Below are 16,613 nucleotides of genomic sequence, written 5' to 3'. Positions count from 1 at the left end.
CCCATCCCACCCACCTGTAGGAGACCAGCATGAACACACACATCTCATCTCGGCGGATCGCCCTCGCCGCCTGCCTGCTCGTCCCCATGGCCCTGGCGGGCTGCGTGAGCTCGGACCGGTCCCAGTCCGGTGGGGAGCAGGTCGAGGACTGCCCCTGGGAGGCGGACGACTCGATCGACTCCAGCGTCACCATCGGGTGGCAGCGCATCCCCAACGGCGACCTGATCGTCCAGGACCAGGGCCTGCTGGAGGCCTGCATGCCGAACGCGACGATCAGCTGGACCGCCTACGACTCCGGGGCCGACGTCGTGAAGGCCTACTCCGCGGGATCGATCGACCTGGCGCTCATCGGCAACTCCCCCACCACCACCGCGATCTCGCCGAACAACGAGCTCGACGTCGACGTGGTCTGGATCCACGACGTCATCGGTGAGGCCGAGTCGCTGATCGTGAAGGACGAGGCCGACACGTCGCTGGAGGACCTGCGGGGCAAGACGATCGGGACACCCGAGGGGTCGACGGCGCACTACTCGCTCATCCAGGCCCTCATCGAGGCCGACATGGACCCGAGCAACGACGTCAACGTGATCAACCTGCAGCCCGACGCCATGCCTGCGGCCTGGTCCAGCGGCGACGTCGACGCCGCCTGGGTGTGGGACCCGACGCAGGCCAAGCTGTTGTCCTCCGGCGGCGCGCGCATCATGTCCTCGGCCGACACGGCGGAGGCGGGCTTCCCCACCTACGACCTGGGGACGGCCTCCTCGGCCTTCGTCGAGGAGAACCCCGACTTCATGGCGCAGTGGGGCAAGGCGCAGGACCACGCCGTCTCGATGATCAAGGACGACCCCGAGGCTGCCGCGGAGATCATCGGGGCCGTCCTGACGCTCCCCGCCGAGGACGTCGCCCAGCAGCTCGAGGGCTACACCTATCTCAACGCCGAGGAGCAGACCGGCCCGGACTACCTGGGCGGCGGAATGGCCGACGACCTCACCAGCACCGCGTCGTTCCTCGTCGACCAGGGCTCGATCTCCAGTGCCCTGTCCGACGAGGAGTACGCCGACCGCGTCGACGCCGGACCGGCCGAGGAGGGAGCCAAGTGACCTCCCCGGCGGCATCGCCTGACGAGGCACACACCCGGTCGGTCGTCCTCGACGGGGTGAGCCACGACTTCCACGTCAAGGGCAAGGACGTCCGGGCCCTCGACACCATCGACCTGACCATCCAGCCCGGTGAGTTCGTCTGCCTGGCCGGCCCCTCGGGGTGCGGCAAGACGACGCTGCTGCGCCTGGTGGCGGGCTTCATGAACCCCACCGGCGGGCGCATCACCGTCGGGGGCGAGGAGGTCCGCCGGCCGGGCGAGGAGCGGGGCGTGGTGTTCCAGCAGCCGACGCTCTTCCCGTGGTTGTCGGTGCGCAGGAACATCGAGCTCGGGCCCAGGCTGCGCGGGGTGGCCTCGGCGGACCGCTCGCAGCTGGCCGACACGTACATGCAGATGGTCGGGCTGAAGGACTTCGCGGAGCACAAGCCCTACGAGCTTTCCGGCGGCATGCAGCAGCGCTGCCAGATCGCCCGGGTGCTGGCCAACGACCCGGACATCGTCCTGATGGACGAGCCGTTCGGCGCCCTGGACGCGATCACCCGCGAACGACTGCAGAACGAGCTGCTGGACATCTGGCGCGCCACGGGCAAGACCATCCTGTTCATCACCCACAGCGTCGACGAGGCCGTGTTCCTCGGATCGCGTGTCATGGTGATGAGCCCTCGGCCCGGGCAGATCGTCCTCGATGAGTCGGCGGTGCTGGCCGAGGGCGAGGAGCAGCTGGCCCCGGAGCAGATCAGGAGTCTCCCGGCCTACACCGAGCTGCGCGACCGGGTGCGTCGGGCCATCCACGAGACCCCCCAGGGGGCGACGTCGTCCTGAGCAGACCGAGCCTCGCCCGACGCGCGCGGCTCATGAGATCGTCTCCCCCGAACCCCGTACCCGCCCCCGTCCCTGAGAACCCCGTGCGGCGAGAGCCCCACGCCACAGAGAAAGTCGGTGCGTGACCCATGAGCTGGTACCTGATCTGGATCCTCTCCTTCCTCGTCGTGCTGTTCGCCGTCAGCATCAGGTCGTCCCAGACGGTCAAGACGGCGGACGACTACGTCATGGGCGACTTCAAGATGGGGTTCTTCCCGATCTGTGGCTCCATCATCGCGACGGTGACCGGTTCGGCCGTCCTCATCGGTGGGGCCGGGCAGGGCTTCGAGCTGGGCGCCTCGTACGCCATCACGGTCATCAGCCTGACGGGCTTCACCATCGTCACCGTGCTGGTCCTGGGGCCGGTCATCCGACGCCTCAGGCTCTACACCGTGCCGGAGCTGTTCGCCCGCCGGTACGGGAAGATCGCCGCCCTCGTGCCCGCCCTGGTGGTCGCCCTGCTCTACATGACCCCCACCTTCGCCTTGCAGCTCGTGGGCATGAGCTCCATCCTGTCCTCCATCACGGACATTCCCTACTTCTGGGGAATCATCCTCGGCTTCATCGTCATCATCGCCTTCACCCTCATCGGCGGGCTGCCCAGCGTGGCCTGGACCGACGCCGTCCAGACGGTCGTCATCCTCGCGGGAGTGGTCCTGACGCTCATCCTGGGCATCGCCTACGTCGGCGGTCCAGCCGAGGTCGCGCGGTCCACCCCGGATGAGCTCCTGAGCTTCGGCAGCATCGGGTTCACCGGGATGCTGAACTGGTTCCTGGTGTTCGGCCCCTTCTACATCGTGTGGCAGACCACCTGGCAGCGGCTCTCGGCCGCCAAGTCGACCCGGGTCGGGATGTCGGCCGTGATCGTCGGCTTCATCATCTCGGGCGTGATCGGGATCCTGGCCATCGTCATCGGGATCACGGCCGTCCAGCAGTTCCCGGCGGGGACCAACCCGGACTCGATCTACACGTCGTTCATCACCGAGGTCTTCCCCGGCTCGATCGGCGGACTCTTCATGGTCTCGTTGCTGGCCGCCCTGATCACCGGAGGGACCTCCTTCCTGCTGAGCGGAGCGATCAACATCTCGATGGACATCTACCGGGGCTGGATCAACCCGGACGCACCCGATCAACGGATCCTGCGGGTGTCCCGTCTCTCCGTCGCCGGCATGGCCGTCCTGGGCCTGCTGATCGCGGTCCTCGTCGAGGACATCATCGCGATCTACCAGGTCGCACTCTCCTTCACCGCGGCTGCGTTGGTGATGCCGGTCCTCGCGGCGATGTTCTGGAAGCGCGCCACCAAGACGGGAGTCCTCGTCAGCACGATCGGCGCCCTGGTCGTCACACTGGGCTGGCGGTTCGCGGGGCAGCCGCTGGGCATCCACGAGATCGGGCCCGGCCTGGTCGTCTCCGCCGTCCTGCTCGGCGTCGTCAGCCTCATGACGGCCCACTCCTCGGACGAGCAGGTCGTGGCCTACTACCACGACCTGAAGCAGGAGCGTCGGCTTCGCGCGGCCGCCGAGGCCTGACCAACCCGATCGATCCGGAGAGGACATCCATGGAAGCGACCACCGTCTACCCTGCCCGCACGATCCACACGATGGACCCGGCCAACCCCACCGCCGAAGCCGTCGCCGTGCGCGGAACGAGGATCCGCGGCGTGGGCAGCGTGGCCGAGCTGATGACCCTGTCCGGCGCGACGCTGGACGAGCGGTACGCGGGTGCGGTGCTGATCCCCGGACTCGTGGAGGCCCACGCCCACGCCGGGTCCGGGAACGTCTGGGCCAGCACCTATGTCGGCCTCGTGGACCGCACGGACCCCGGCGGACGACACTGGCCGGGGTGCAGGACCATCGACGCGGTGCTGGACCGGCTGCGGGAGGCAGAGAAGGCCCTCGACGATCCCGACGAGCCCCTGCTCGCCTGGGGCCTGGACCCCATCCACTTCCCGGGAGAGTCCCTCGCGGCGGCCGAGCTGGACACGGTCTCCACCAGCCGGCCCATCCACGTCCTGCACGCCAGCGTCCACGCCTGCGTCGTCAGCACCGCGGCACTGCGTCGGTGCGGCGTCGACGCGTCGACCCCGACCTCCGGGGTGGTCAAGGACGACTCCGGCCAGCCCACCGGGCAGCTCCAGGAGTTCGCGGCGATGGCCCTGGTGCAGGACCTCGTCCGCGGGTCCGGTCCGCTCGACATCAACGCCGATGCCCTGCGCGCCTTCGCACAGGACGCGGTCAACACCGGGACCACGACGCTCACCGACCTGGGGTCGATGGTCCTGATGGACGACGAGGGAGTGGACCTCTACCGCTCCGTCGTCGGGCCGGACTTCCCGGCACGCCTCAACGTGTTCCACTTCGGGGCCGGGGTCGGCGAGGTCTCCCGAACCCTGCCCGAGGCGGCCGAGCGACTGACCCGGCTGCGGGAGCTCTCGACGCCGACGCTGCGCTTCGGCAACGTCAAGCTCATGCTGGACGGGTCCATCCAGGGCTTCACCGCGCGGCTCCTCGAGCCGGGCTACCTCGGCGACCAGCCCAACGGCATGTGGAACGTGAGCCCGGAGGAGTTCCGGGAGGCGTTCGAGACCTTCCACCGCGCCGGATCGCTCATCCACGTGCACTGCAACGGCGACCAGGCCACCCAGCTCTTCCTGGACACGCTCGAGGCCGTCCTGACCGTGGCTCCCCGGCCGGACCACCGGCACACGTGCACGCACTCGCAGCTGAGCACGACGGCACAGTACCGGCGCATGGCCGCCCTGGGCGCCTGCGCGAACATCTTCGCCAACCACATCTGGTCCTGGGGCGACCAGCACCTCGACGTCACGGTGGGGCCCGACCGTGCCAGGCGGATGAACGCCGCGGCGACGGCACTGCGACACGGTGTCCCGATCTCCCTGCACTCGGACTCCCCCATCACCCCCCTGGGCCCGCTCCACACGATCAAGCACGCCGTCACCCGGCTGACGATGTCCGGACGGGTGATGGGAGAGCACGAGCGGATCGGGGCCCGCGAGGCCCTCGAGGCCGTCACCCTCGGCAGCGCCTACATGCTGAAGATGGACCACGAGGTCGGGTCGCTGGAGTCCGGCAAGCTCGCCGACATCGCCGTGCTGTCCGACGACCCGCTCGAGGTGCCGCCGCAGGAGATCGGGGCCATCCAGGTGCTCGGCACGGTGGTCGGTGGGCGGCACCACTCCAGCCGCATCCCCGCCCCGGCGGAGGACGCCCACCGGTGAGCGCCCGGCTCGGCCTCGTCGGCGGGTACCTCGGGTCCGGCAAGTCGACCCTGGTCAACCGGCTGCTGGCCGGCGTGCTGCCCGGGCGTACTGCGGTCGTCGTCAACGACTTCGGCAGCGTCAACATCGATGCCGCCCTGATCGCCTCCGCGTCCGAGGACACCATCGAGCTGACGAACGGCTGCGTCTGCTGCCAGATCACCGACGACGTCACCCGCACCATGAGCGCCCTCGCCGCCCGGACGGACCTGGACCACGTGGTCTGCGAGGTCAGCGGCGTCGGCGATCCACGTCAGCTGGCGAGCTGGCAGGAGTTCCCGGGCTTCGTGCCGGGCCCCCTCCTGGTCTGCGCGGACGCCACCTCCATCCGGCGCCTCCTGACCGATGAGTACGTGGGTGACACGGTGCAACGCCAGCTCACGGCCGCCGAGGTCGTGCTCGTCACGAAGACGGACCTCACGTCCTCCTCGGAGGTGCAGGAGAGCGCCACGACATGCCGCGTGGCGGCCCCCGGGGCGCGGGTTGTGCTGCAGGACCCCGCTGACCCCGACGCCACAGCTCTGGAGGCCTTCGGCACCGAGCCCGGGAGGTCGGCAGCAGAGCGTCCCTCTCCCGCCGAGCCCGACGACCACGCCGAGCTGCACTCGTCCCTCACCCTGGACGGGTTCGGTCCCATCGACGTGGACCTCCTCGCCCGGGCACTGGGCCGGCAGGTCCGTGTGCTGGTCCGGGCCAAGGGCGTGGTCCTGGATCCGGACGGCCGGTGGCACGACCTGCAGCTCTCGAGCGGTCGCGTGGACCTGCGACCCCACGCGGTGGACCGCCCCGCCCCGGAGCGTCCCGCCCTGGTGCTCATCGCGGCCGGACCGGACGCCGAGGACGACCTGGCGACCGCGGCAGCCGAGCTCGGCCGGGTCCTGGGACGGACCTGAGGGACGTCAGCCCACGAAGGCCCTGACCAGCACGGCGACCCCCAGGACGGCGAGGGTGGCCAGCACGACCGGACGGAATCCCCGCCCGCTGGTGCGCTCGAAGAGGCGGTGCCCGAGGGCGATGCCCAGCAGCGCCACGGGAGCACACACGGCGGTGTGGAGCAGGACCTCGCGATCCACCAGGCCCACGCCGGCCATCATGGCGAACCCCGCCGCGTCCGTGCCCAGGAAGTAGGCGATCAGGGTCGCCCGCCCCACCGCCTCGTCACCGCGGTCGGAGAAGTACAGCAGGACCGCCGGTGGGCCACCGATACCGGTGGATCCGTTGACCACCCCGCTGATCCCTCCCGCACCCAACGCCGTCCCGACACGCTCGCGGCGCCCGAAGGAGACCCCGACCGCCATCGCGAGGGTCGCGACCAGGATCGAGACGGCGACCACGACCCGCATCGGCTCGGCCGGCAGCCAGGCGAGCAGGGCGATGCCGATCGGGGTCGTGGCCACGGTCGCTCCGAGCATCCACGACATCGAGCGCCACTCCACCTGGCGCCACACGGCAGGCAGCAGGCTGATGCTGGCCACCACCTCCAGCGCCAGCACGGTGGGCACGACCGTTGCCGGCGGGTAGAGCAGCGTCAGGCCGATGACCCAGAACATCGACGCGCCGAAGCCGCTGTAGCCGCGGACGACCGCGCCGATCGCCACGACCACGGCAGCCGCGACGATGGTGATCATCGGGACCTCAGCAGCGGCACCAGTGCGCTCAGGACCCCGGCTGCGTCTGCGGTGCTCACCTCCGTGCAGCGGTCGTAGAACGGGCTCAGGTCCACTCCCGCCTCGCCGCCGATCCCGAGCCCGACGATCTCCACGTCGCCGCGCCGATACTGCTCGGCCACGACCTCGCGCAGGTGGTGGTCCAGGTAGTGCTCGTCGTTCGTCTGGTGGGTGGCCGTGTCCATCGGCGAACCGTCCGAGACGACCACGAGGATCCGTCGCCCCTCCCGCGATCGCAGTCGCTCGCAGGCCCACTCGACGGCCTCCCCGTCCAGTCCCTCGCGGAACACGTGTCCCTGCAGCAGCCCGGCAAGACCACGCCGCGCCCTGCGACGTGGCACATCGGCCTGAGCCAGCACCAGGTGCAGACGCTCGTTGAGGCGACCGGGCTCGGCCGGCCGGCCCGCGCGACGCCAGTCCTTGAGCGCGCGGCCACCGGCCCAGGCCCGGGTCGTGAACCCGAGGACCTCGCAGGACGCGTCCACGAGCTCCAGGGCGCGCATGAGGACGTCGAGCGCGACCGCCAGCTGCGGCGCGTGGGCCCGCATCGAACCCGAGAAGTCCAGCAGCACGGTGACACAGGTGTCGACCCGCGGCTCGGGGACGCGGTCGCGGTGGATGAATGGGTCCCCCGGGGCGGTCACGACGCGTGTCAGCGCCCGCGGATCGAGCACGCCGTCCTCCATGCCGCCACGCCATGCCGTCGCGGCCGGAGTCTCCAGCGCGGTGCGCAGGTCCCGGGCGAGATGGGACACCGACAGCCCGCTCGTGCGCAGCAGGTCGTCGATCTCGTCGCGGGCCCGGTCCAGGGCAGCGGGCCGAACCGTGTCCTCGACGTGGCTCTCCAGGTCGTGCTCGCGGGTGAAGACGGCATACCCGGCGAGAGCCGGTCCGAGCTCTCCGTGCGCCGCGGCCGTGCCGGCGGGCTCCTCGTCGAGATCGAGCTCCTCCAGCAGCATGGGCAGTCCGCGCGAGGCCGCGCCGCGGTCGTCGACCAGGCCGTCCGGCGCCGCGGCCTCGACGAGTGCGGCGACCCGCTCGGCCAGCGCCCGGGCCTGCTCCAGGAAGGCCTGCTGGTCCTCGACGAGTCGCGGGAGGGCGCGCAGCGAGGCTCCGATCTCGGGCGCGAGCGCGAACCGGGCACCCTCGATGAGGTCGCTGACCCGATCGTCCATCGTCCTGCGGCTGATCCGAGCGCGGGCCATCTGCAGGGCCGCGAGGACCAGCATCCCGGCCTCGGAGTCCAAGGCTCCGGTCCGCTGCCACGTCGCGACCCACCCCTCGTGCAGGGCGTCCAGGTTGCTCCGGGCCCCCGGCCAGGCGACGAGCGTCTCGACGCGGATCTGCTCCAACGTCTCGACGATCATCGCCGCCACCGGCTCCGTGGGCATGCCGGCCGCGTGCACGGCCGGGTCGGTGTGGCGCGCGTGCTGGGCCCACGCATCCACTCGGCCCCGCGCCGCCGCTCGGCCGTCGACCTCGTGCAGGTGGGGAGCGCGGGCGAAGAGCCTGCGCTCACCGCGGAACGGACGATCGCCCCGCAGGCGAAGGGCAGGGTCGTCGGCCAAGGCCCTCAGCGTGGCCGAGGCGACCTCCGTGCCGCCGGCCATGTCGTTCACAGCGAGGCCGAGAGCCGCACGTCGGTGAGCAGCTCGCGGTCGAAGCAACGCTGGAAGTACTCCCCCAAGACCGTCCGCTCGGGCTCGTCGAGCTTGTTGACGAAGGTGAGGCGCAGAGCCGTGCCGAGGTCGCCGAAGACCTCCACGTTCTCGGCCCAGGTGATCACCGTGCGGGGGGACATGAGCGTCGAGAGGTCGCCGGCCCGAAAGCCCTTGCGGGTCAGGTCGGCCAGGGCCACCATGGCGCGGACCGTCTCCGGCCCGGCGCCCTCGGCGAACCCGGGGACCCGGGCGAGGACGATGTCGGCCTCCTCGGCCGCAGACAGGTAGTCCAGCGTCGCGACGACGTTCCAGCGGTCGATCTGGGCGTGGTTCAGCCGCTGGGCCCCGTGGTAGAGGCCGGACAGGTTGCCCTGTCCGACGGTGTTGGCGGTGGAGAACAACCGGAAGGCCGGGTGGGGGGTCAGCACCCGGCTCTGGTCCATCAGGGTGAGCCGGCCGTCGCGCTCGAGGACGCGCTGGATCACGAACATGATGTCGGGACGCCCGGCGTCGTACTCGTCGAGGACCAGCGCCACCGGCCGCTCGATCGCCCACGGGAGGATCCCCGGCTGGAACTCGGTGACCTGCTGGCCGTCGCGCAGCACGATGGTGTCGCGCCCGATCAGGTCCAACCGGCTCAGGTGGCCATCGAGGTTGACCCGCACGCAGGGCCAGTTGAGACGGGCGGCGACCTGCTCGACGTGCGTGGACTTCCCGGTGCCGTGCAGACCCTGGACCATGACGCGGCGTCCGTGCGTGAAGCCGGACAGGATCGCGATCGTGACGTCGCGGTTGAAGCGGTACGCGGGGTCGATCTCGGGCACGTGCTCGTCTCGGGTCGAGAACGCCGGGACCTTCATGGACGCCTCGATCCCGAAGGTCTCGGCGACGTCGACCATGGTGTCCGGTGTCTCGATCGGGTGGTTGCTCATCGGGGGGCTCCTTCGGACTCGATGTCGGCGATGGCCGCGGCCGCACGGCGCAGTGCGGGCAGGACCCGCTCGGCGTCCTCGACCTCCAGGCGCATCTTGGGCGCCTGCACCGCAACGGCGAGGTTGGAGGGCCGGCTCTGACGCGGGACGAGCACGGCGACGCAGACCAGGCCGGTCTGATACTCCTCGTCATCGACCGCGTGGCCGACCTCGCGGGTACGGCTGATCTCGGCCTCGAAGTCGGTCAAGTCGGTCAGCGTGTGCAGGGTGAGCTGCTCCAGGGCGGTGTGTCCGAGCAGGTTGCGTCGCTGGGCCGGCGTCAGCTGCGACAGGATCATCTTCCCACTCGCGCTGGCATGCACCGGGACCTTGGCCCCGGGGCGCAGGTGGAAGCGCAGCGGCTCGCTGGACTCGACCCGGTCCAGGTAGATGACCTCGTTGCCGGACAGCGCCGTGACGTTGCAGGTCTCCCCCAGCTCGGCCGCGAGCGCGCGCAGCACCGCGTGCCGGGCCCCGTGCTGCGTGGCGTTGAGCAGGATGGCCTCGGCCAGGTCGCGCAGCCTCGCTCCGGTGCCGAAGTGCCGGCCGTCGCTCTGGCGGATCAGCAGCCCTGCCGACTCCAGCTGCTGGATCATCCGGTGCATGGTCGGCTTCGGCACGCCCGTCTCGCTCACCAGGCCGGCAAGGGAGACGAAACCGTCCTTGGCGGCGATCAGCTCCAGCAGGCTGAACATGCGCATCGCCGGGGTCTCGTGGTCGGTCTGGGTCTCCAGCGCCATGGGATCACTGTCCTGTCTGCGTCGCGTGTCCGTGTCGATCATGCCGTTCGTTGACCGAACGGTGAGGACGGGGCTACCATCACCGTATCTCACAAAAAGAGATATTTCGTCTCATTTTCTAGAACCAAGGAGTCACGATGAGCGAGCGGCGCAACCAGGACGGACGCCCCGTGGTGAGCGGTGTCCAGAAGATGACGCCATCGGAGGCCTTCGTCGAGACGATGGTCGCCAACGGCGTCACCGACATCTTCGGGATCATGGGCTCGGCCTTCATGGACGCGATGGACATCTTCGCCCCGGCCGGGATCCGGCTCGTCCCCGTCGTCCACGAGCAGGGCGCCGCGCACATGGCGGACGGGTACGCCCGCGTGAGCGGACGCCACGGCGTCGTGATCGGGCAGAACGGCCCCGGCATCTCCAACTGCGTCACCGCCATCGCCGCCGCCTACTGGGCGCACAGCCCCGTCGTCATCGTGACGCCCGAGAGCGGGACCATGGGCATGGGCCTGGGCGGGTTCCAGGAGGCCCACCAGCTCCCGATGTTCCAGGAGTTCACCAAGTACCAGGCTCACGTCAACAACCCCAAGCGCATGGCGGAGTTCAGCTCCCGGGCGTTCGACCGGGCGATGAGCGAGATCGGCCCCACGCAGCTCAACATCCCGCGTGACTACTTCTACGGGGAGATCGAGGCCGAGATCCCCGAGCCCGCACGGCTGGACCGTGGCCCGGGCGGGACCCGGAGCCTGGACGAGGCTGCCGAGCTGCTCGCCAACGCGAAGTTCCCGGTGATCGTCTCCGGTGGTGGCGTCGTCATGGCCGACGGCATCAAGGAGTGCGTGGCCCTGGCCGAGCGGCTCGGTGGGCCGGTGGTCAACAGCTACCTGCACAACGACTCCTTCCCGGCCAGCCACCCGCAGTGGGCCGGTCCCCTGGGCTACCAGGGCTCGAAGGCCGCGATGAAGCTCATCAGCCAGGCCGACGTCGTCCTGGCCCTGGGCTCGCGCCTCGGCCCGTTCGGCACGCTGCCCCAGCACGGCATGGACTACTGGCCCACGGACGCCAAGATCATCCAGGTCGACGCCGACCACAAGATGCTCGGGCTGGTGAAGAAGATCTCCGTCGGCATCTGTGGCGACGCCAAGGAGGCTGCCGTCGCGCTGCTGGAGCGCCTCGACGGCCGCGAGCTGGACTGTGACGCGACGCGCGAGGAGCGCGCCACCACCACGGCGCAGCACAAGCAGGAGTGGGAGGACGAGCTCGACGCGTGGGTCAGCGAGACCGACGACTACAGCCAGGACATGCTGGCCGAGGCCGAGGGCGAGGAGGGCAGCTGGCTCAGCCCCCGACAGGTGCTGCGTGAGCTGGAGAAGGCGATGCCGGAGCGCGTCATGGTCTCCACCGACATCGGCAACATCAACTCCGTCGCCAACTCCTACCTGCGGTTCGAGGAGCCCCGCTCCTTCTTCGCCCCGATGAGCTTCGGCAACTGCGGCTACGCCCTGCCGACCATCATCGGCGCCAAGGCCGCCGCGATGGACCGACCCGCGGTGGCCTACGCCGGCGACGGTGCCTGGGCGATGAGCTGCGGAGAGATCATGACGGCCGTGCGCCACGACATCCCGGTCACCGCCGTCGTCTTCCACAACCGGCAGTGGGGTGCGGAGAAGAAGAACCAGGTGGACTTCTACAACCGGCGCTTCGTCGCCGGGGAGCTCGAGAACGAGAGCTTCGCTGCCATCGGACAGGCGATGGGTGCCGAGGGCATCGTCGTGGACAAGCTCGAGGACGTGGGCCCGGCCCTGCAGAAGGCGATCGACCTGCAGATGACGGAGGGCAAGACCTGCATCGTGGAGATCATGTGCAACCGCGAGCTGGGCGACCCGTTCCGTCGCGACGCCCTGTCCAAGCCGGTCCGGATGCTGCAGAAGTACCAGGACTACGTGTGATCCACCTCGTCGCGTCGTCGCTCGCGCTGCGTGCCGACGGCGACGTCGACGAGGTCGGCCAGCACGCCTGAGGGGGCTTCGTCCCTGCGCCAGATCGCTGCCAGCGGTCGGCGCAGGGACGCCTCCAGTGGCACCCGCACCAGTCGGCCGTCACCCAGCGGCCCCGCCAGGGCCAGCTCGCTCAGGACCACGGCCCCGAGGCCGGCGAGCGCCGCCGACGCCAGGGCGGTGTTCGAGGGCATCTCCACCGCCGGCTCGAACGTCAGCCCCGCCTGGTCAAAGGCCCGGTCGATCGTCTCGCGCGTGCCCGAGCCCGGCTCACGCACCGCGAGCCGGCGCCCTGCCGCCTCGGCGAGCGTCACCGGGTCGCCCCGACCGGCCCACGGGTGCGAGGGCGGGACCGCGACCACCAGGTCGTCCCACCCGACCCGTCGTCGACCGAGGCTCTCCCGCACCGAGGGCGCCTCCACGAAGCCGAGGGCCACCGCGCCACGATCCACCTGCTCCGCCACGTGCGTGCTGTTCAGGACGATGAGCGAGATCGAGACACCGGGGCGCCGCGAGCGCAGCGCCGCCAACCAGCTGGGCGCGAAGTGCTCGGCGATGGTCATGCTCACCGCCACCTCCACGCTGAGCCGGTGACCCCGCAGCGACTCGACCGAGTGGACGAACTGCTCTGCGGCGGCCAGCAGGCCCGAGGCCCAGTCCACGACCACCTGGCCCTCGGGAGTGAGGGACGTTCCGCGGCGCGAGCGGTGCAGCACCTGGACCCCCAGCCGGCGCTCGAGCGCCCCCATCCTGCGGCTCACGCTGGGCTGGGACAGCTGCAGCTCGGCAGCGGCCCGACCGATGCTTCCCCGATGCGCCACGAGCACGAGGATGGCGAGGTCGTCCAGGTCAGGCTGGTCAGGCATGCGCTCAGCGTATGACGTGATGCCGCATCGACGGCTACCGGACCCGGGGTCGAGCGCCGACGCTGGGCAGGTGAGCACATCGGACCAGCAGGCGACGACGCCGCCGCGGCAACGCGGAGCGGTCGCTCAGCGCGTCGTGCACCTGGGCCCCGGTCTGCTCGTGGCCATCCTGGGGGTCGCGGCAGCCTGGGCGGCGCACGCCCTCGTTCCCCAGGTCGGCATCCTCACGTGGGCCGTGCTCCTCGGGGCCGTGGTGGCCAACCTCCGCCTGCTGCCGGCCGCCGCCCGGCCAGGTCTGAAGATCAGCCTGAAGAAGCTCCTGCGCGTCGGCATCATCCTCCTGGGCTTCTCGCTGCCACTGGCGGCCATCGCCGCCCTCGGCCTGCCGGTGATCGCCCTGGTCGTGGGCACGTTGCTCGCGACCCTGCTCAGCACCTACTGGCTCGGCCTGCGGATGCGCCTGGGCCGGCCGCGCAGCCTGCTGATCGCCACCGGGTTCGCGATCTGTGGCGCATCAGCGATCGCTGCGATGGAGGACAACGCCGAGGCGGACGAGGACGAGGTCGCCACGGCCATCGCCATGGTGACGATCTGCGGGACCGTGGCCATGGTGGCGCTGCCCCTCCTGCAGGTCCCCCTGGGGCTCGACGACCGTCAGTTCGGCGTGTGGGCCGGCGCCAGCGTCCACGAGGTGGGCCAGGTCGTCGCCGCGGCGGGACCCGCCGGAGCCGCGGCCGTCGCCGTCGCCGTCGTCGTGAAGCTGACCCGGGTGCTCATGCTGGCCCCGGTCGTGGCCGGAGTGAGCCTGGTGAGACGCCGACAGGCTGCGCGCAACGGTGGGAACCTCTCTGGGTCCTCCCGCCCGCCGATCGTGCCGCTGTTCATCGTGGGCTTCCTGGTCTGCGTGCTGATCCGTAGTGCCGGCCTGGTTCCCGAGTGGTTGCTCGACCCGATCGCCACGGCGCAGACCGCGACGCTCGGCGCTGCACTGTTCGCCCTGGGGACGGGCGTCGACCTGGCCGCGCTCGTGCGCCACGGCGGTCGACCACTCCTGCTGGGGACCGTGTCCACCCTCGTGGTGGGATCGGTCTCGTTGGCAGGAGTCCTCGCCCTGGCCTGAGCCGCCGGGCACTCGATCAGGGTGCGAGGAGGGCCAGGACGTCGGCGCCGTACCGCTCTCGCTTGCTGGCACCGATGCCCGGGATGGATCCCAGGGACCTCTCGTCGGTGGGCTTGTGCTCGACGAGCGCGAGCAGGGTGGCGTCGGCGAAGACGACGAAGGCCGGGACCTTGGCCTCGGCGGCGGTCTCGGTGCGCCACTGCTTGAGCTTCTCGAACAGCGCGCGGTCCTCGGGCTCGAGCGCGTCGAGGACGGCGGAGGTGCGGCGCTTGGGGCGAGGCGCGTCCGGGGTGCCGCGCGAGGGGTGGTCCGAGGGCAGCAGCGTGTCGAGGAAGCGGGTGGGACGCCGCGTCTGCCGGCCGCCGACCTTGCGCGCCCTGGCCCAGGAGATCGAGAGACGTCGCTTGGCCCGGGTGACGCCGACGTAGAAGAGCCGGCGCTCCTCCTCGACGGCCGCGGGCGTGTCGGCGTGGACGGTGGGGACCATGCCCTCGTGCATGCCGACGCAGAAGACCGCCTCCCACTCCAGTCCCTTGGCGGAGTGCAGCGTGGCCAGGGTGACGCCGTCGGCCGTCGGCGCATGGGCGGTGGCGGCGCGGCGGTCGAGGTCCGCCACCAGCGAGCCGAGCGAGGCCGCGGGGTCGTCGTCCAGGAGGTCGACCGCCATCGAGACGATCGCGTTGAGCGACTCCCAGCGGTTTCGCGCCTCCCCGGCACCGGCCGGGGGCTTGGCGTCGTAGCCCAGGCTCGCCAGGACGGCTCGGACCTCGGCGTCGAGCGAGCCGTCGGCCTCCTGCTGGCCCCCGTGCGCCGCTCCCCGCAGCAGGGTGACGGCCTGGCGCACCTCGGCACGCTCGAAGAACCCGGTGACCCCGCGCAGCGTGTAGGGCACGCCCCGCTCACCGAGGGCCTCCTCGAACGCCTCGGACTGCGCGTTGATGCGGAACAGCACCGCCATGTCGCGGTAGGGCATGCCGCCCGCGTGCAGGGCCACGATGTCGTCGGCGGCGGACGCGGCCTCGCTGGGCTCGTCGGAGTGGCCGAGGTAGCGGACGGGCTCACCGGCCGGGTTCTGCGGCTCCAGCGGTCGACCGGGCGTGCTGCCGCGGGGAAAGACGGCGTTGGCCACCGAGACGACCTGGGGCGTGGAGCGGTAGTTGCGGACCATCTCCACTCGCTCCGCCTCGGGGTACCGACGGCCGAACTCGGTGAGGATGCGCGGCGAGGCCCCTGCGAAGGAGTAGATGGTCTGGCGCGGGTCGCCGACGACGCACACGTCCTCGCGGCCACCGAGCCACAGGTCCAGCAAGGTCGACTGCAACGGGTTGACGTCCTGGAACTCATCCACGACGAACCAGCGGTACTGCCGCCGCACCTGGGCCGCGATCCTGTCGTCGTCGCCGAGGATGGCGGCGGTGACCAGGAGGATGTCCTCCATGTCGATGCGGTTGGCCTCCCGCTTGACGTCCTCGTAGGAGACCATCAGGCCGGCCACCTGCTCCGGCGTCAGGTCCGCGACCTCCCGTCCCTGCTTCGCGGCCTCGGTGACGTAGTCGGCAGGCCGGACGTTGCTGACCTTGGCCCACTCGATCTCCGCTGCGAGGTCGCGCAGCACCGCCTGCTCCAGCCGGGTGCCGCCCCGCCGGGCCGCTCCCGCCACCAGGCCGAGCTTGGACGCCACGATCTGCGGGAACTCGGTGCCGTAGACGCTGGGCCAGAAGTACCGGGCCTGGCGCAGCGCCGCGGAGTGGAAGGTCCGGGCCTGGACGCCCGCGGCGCCGAGCCGGCGCAACCGGTCGCGCATCTCGCCGGCGGCCTTGGTGGTGAAGGACAGCGCGAGCACCTCGGTGGGCTCGTACACGCCGGTCGCGACGCCGTAGGCCATGCGGTGCGTGATGGCCCGGGTCTTGCCGGTGCCCGCGCCAGCGACGATGCAGACCGGCCCGCGCAGGGCGACGGCGGCGGCGCGCTGCTCGGGGTCGAGCGGCTCGAGCAGGGCGTCGGCGGAGGTGGTCGACTCGGTCACCGGTCTCCTGAGGTGGGAATCGTGGCGGTCTTTCAGACGTTGACCCCGACAACACTAGACGTCGAAGGAGACACACGATGAGCGGCCAGTTCACGATGTACTCGACCCCTTGGTGTGGCTACTGCCACCGCCTGAAGGGGCAGCTCACGCGCGAGGGCATCGAGTTCGACGAGGTCGACATCGAGGCCGATCCGGACTCCGCGCAGCTGGTGGAGCGGGCCAACGGCGGCAGCCAGACCGTCCCGACTCTCGTCTTCGCCGACGGCAGCGCCCTGACCAACCCCTCGGTCGCGCAGGTCAAGGCCAAGCTCGCCGGCTGAGAAGTCCCGCT

The 16,613-nt window shown here is 70.8% G+C and carries 14 protein-coding genes; 8 read left to right on the top strand and 6 right to left on the bottom strand.

The genetic code is table 11. The annotated features are described in order from the left end of the window. Nucleotides 1-29 precede the first annotated feature (29 nt). The 5 genes from ACHAAC_RS13115 to ACHAAC_RS13095 all read left to right on the top strand — a co-directional run bounded on the left by ACHAAC_RS13115 (nt 30) and on the right by ACHAAC_RS13095 (nt 6,130). Entirely contained in the window at nt 30-1,100 is a 1,071-nt protein-coding gene (locus tag ACHAAC_RS13115; protein ID WP_435716731.1) for a taurine ABC transporter substrate-binding protein, read from the top strand. Then, nucleotides 1,097-1,921, top strand: a complete 825-nt coding sequence (locus ACHAAC_RS13110; RefSeq protein ID WP_435716730.1) for an ABC transporter ATP-binding protein — start codon at nt 1,097-1,099, stop codon at nt 1,919-1,921. Before ACHAAC_RS13115 ends, ACHAAC_RS13110 begins: the two co-directional genes overlap by 4 nt. A gap of 128 nt (nt 1,922-2,049) precedes the next feature. Next, nucleotides 2,050-3,489 (top strand): sodium:solute symporter family protein, encoded by a 1,440-nt coding sequence (locus ACHAAC_RS13105; RefSeq protein WP_435716729.1) that lies wholly within the window; start codon nt 2,050-2,052, stop codon nt 3,487-3,489. 29 nt (nt 3,490-3,518) lie between these two features. Further along, on the top strand, nt 3,519-5,198 hold the full coding sequence (locus ACHAAC_RS13100; protein WP_435716728.1) for an amidohydrolase: 1,680 nt from the start codon (nt 3,519-3,521) through the stop codon (nt 5,196-5,198). Then, the gene (locus tag ACHAAC_RS13095; RefSeq protein WP_435716727.1) at nt 5,195-6,130 is read left to right on the top strand and encodes a CobW family GTP-binding protein; all 936 of its coding nucleotides are present in this window, start codon (nt 5,195-5,197) and stop codon (nt 6,128-6,130) included. Before ACHAAC_RS13100 ends, ACHAAC_RS13095 begins: the two co-directional genes overlap by 4 nt. A 6-nt stretch (nt 6,131-6,136) precedes the next feature. On the opposite strand, the gene ACHAAC_RS13090 is transcribed toward ACHAAC_RS13095, so the two are convergent. Genes ACHAAC_RS13090 through ACHAAC_RS13075 form a run of 4 tightly spaced genes read right to left on the bottom strand, consistent with a single transcriptional unit; the run spans nt 6,137 to nt 10,276 of the window. After that, the gene (locus tag ACHAAC_RS13090; RefSeq protein ID WP_435716726.1) at nt 6,137-6,865 is read right to left on the bottom strand and encodes a sulfite exporter TauE/SafE family protein; all 729 of its coding nucleotides are present in this window, start codon (nt 6,863-6,865) and stop codon (nt 6,137-6,139) included. After that, the gene (locus ACHAAC_RS13085; protein ID WP_435716725.1) at nt 6,862-8,514 is read right to left on the bottom strand and encodes a cobaltochelatase CobT-related protein; all 1,653 of its coding nucleotides are present in this window, start codon (nt 8,512-8,514) and stop codon (nt 6,862-6,864) included. Before ACHAAC_RS13085 ends, ACHAAC_RS13090 begins: the two co-directional genes overlap by 4 nt. Nucleotides 8,515-8,519: 5 nt before the next feature. Continuing rightward, the gene (locus ACHAAC_RS13080; RefSeq protein ID WP_435716724.1) at nt 8,520-9,497 is read right to left on the bottom strand and encodes an AAA family ATPase; all 978 of its coding nucleotides are present in this window, start codon (nt 9,495-9,497) and stop codon (nt 8,520-8,522) included. After that, entirely contained in the window at nt 9,494-10,276 is a 783-nt protein-coding gene (locus tag ACHAAC_RS13075; RefSeq protein WP_435716723.1) for an IclR family transcriptional regulator, read from the bottom strand. The genes ACHAAC_RS13080 and ACHAAC_RS13075 overlap by 4 nt, the downstream gene beginning before the upstream one ends. Before the next feature lie 137 nt (nt 10,277-10,413). On the opposite strand from ACHAAC_RS13075, the gene xsc reads away from it, so the two are divergent. Continuing rightward, nucleotides 10,414-12,222, top strand: a complete 1,809-nt coding sequence (xsc, locus tag ACHAAC_RS13070) for a sulfoacetaldehyde acetyltransferase (protein WP_435716722.1) — start codon at nt 10,414-10,416, stop codon at nt 12,220-12,222. Here the strand turns inward: xsc and ACHAAC_RS13065 are convergent. Further along, nucleotides 12,213-13,136 carry a LysR family transcriptional regulator gene (locus ACHAAC_RS13065; protein WP_435716721.1) on the bottom strand — a complete coding sequence of 308 codons (924 nt, stop codon included), beginning with the start codon at nt 13,134-13,136 and terminating at the stop codon, nt 12,213-12,215. The two genes, xsc and ACHAAC_RS13065, sit on opposite strands and share 10 nt — an antisense overlap. A gap of 70 nt (nt 13,137-13,206) precedes the next feature. On the opposite strand from ACHAAC_RS13065, the gene ACHAAC_RS13060 reads away from it, so the two are divergent. Further along, nucleotides 13,207-14,256, top strand: coding sequence for a YeiH family protein (locus tag ACHAAC_RS13060; RefSeq protein ID WP_435716720.1), 1,050 nt, complete (start codon nt 13,207-13,209; stop codon nt 14,254-14,256). A 16-nt stretch (nt 14,257-14,272) separates the two neighbouring features. On the opposite strand, the gene ACHAAC_RS13055 is transcribed toward ACHAAC_RS13060, so the two are convergent. Further along, nucleotides 14,273-16,282 (bottom strand): ATP-dependent helicase, encoded by a 2,010-nt coding sequence (locus tag ACHAAC_RS13055; RefSeq protein WP_435716719.1) that lies wholly within the window; start codon nt 16,280-16,282, stop codon nt 14,273-14,275. A 77-nt stretch (nt 16,283-16,359) separates the two neighbouring features. Here ACHAAC_RS13055 and ACHAAC_RS13050 point away from each other — a divergent pair, with 77 nt between their 5' ends. Further along, a complete protein-coding gene (locus ACHAAC_RS13050; RefSeq protein WP_435716718.1) occupies nt 16,360-16,602 on the top strand; it encodes a mycoredoxin in 243 nt (80 codons plus the stop codon). Nucleotides 16,603-16,613: the final 11 nt, after the last annotated feature.

It is taken from the genome of Aeromicrobium sp. CF4.19, from assembly GCF_051262555.1.
Taxonomy (GTDB): domain Bacteria; phylum Actinomycetota; class Actinomycetes; order Propionibacteriales; family Nocardioidaceae; genus Aeromicrobium.
Note: the sequence above shows the minus strand (reverse complement) of the source record. Positions and strands in the feature narration are given on the sequence as shown.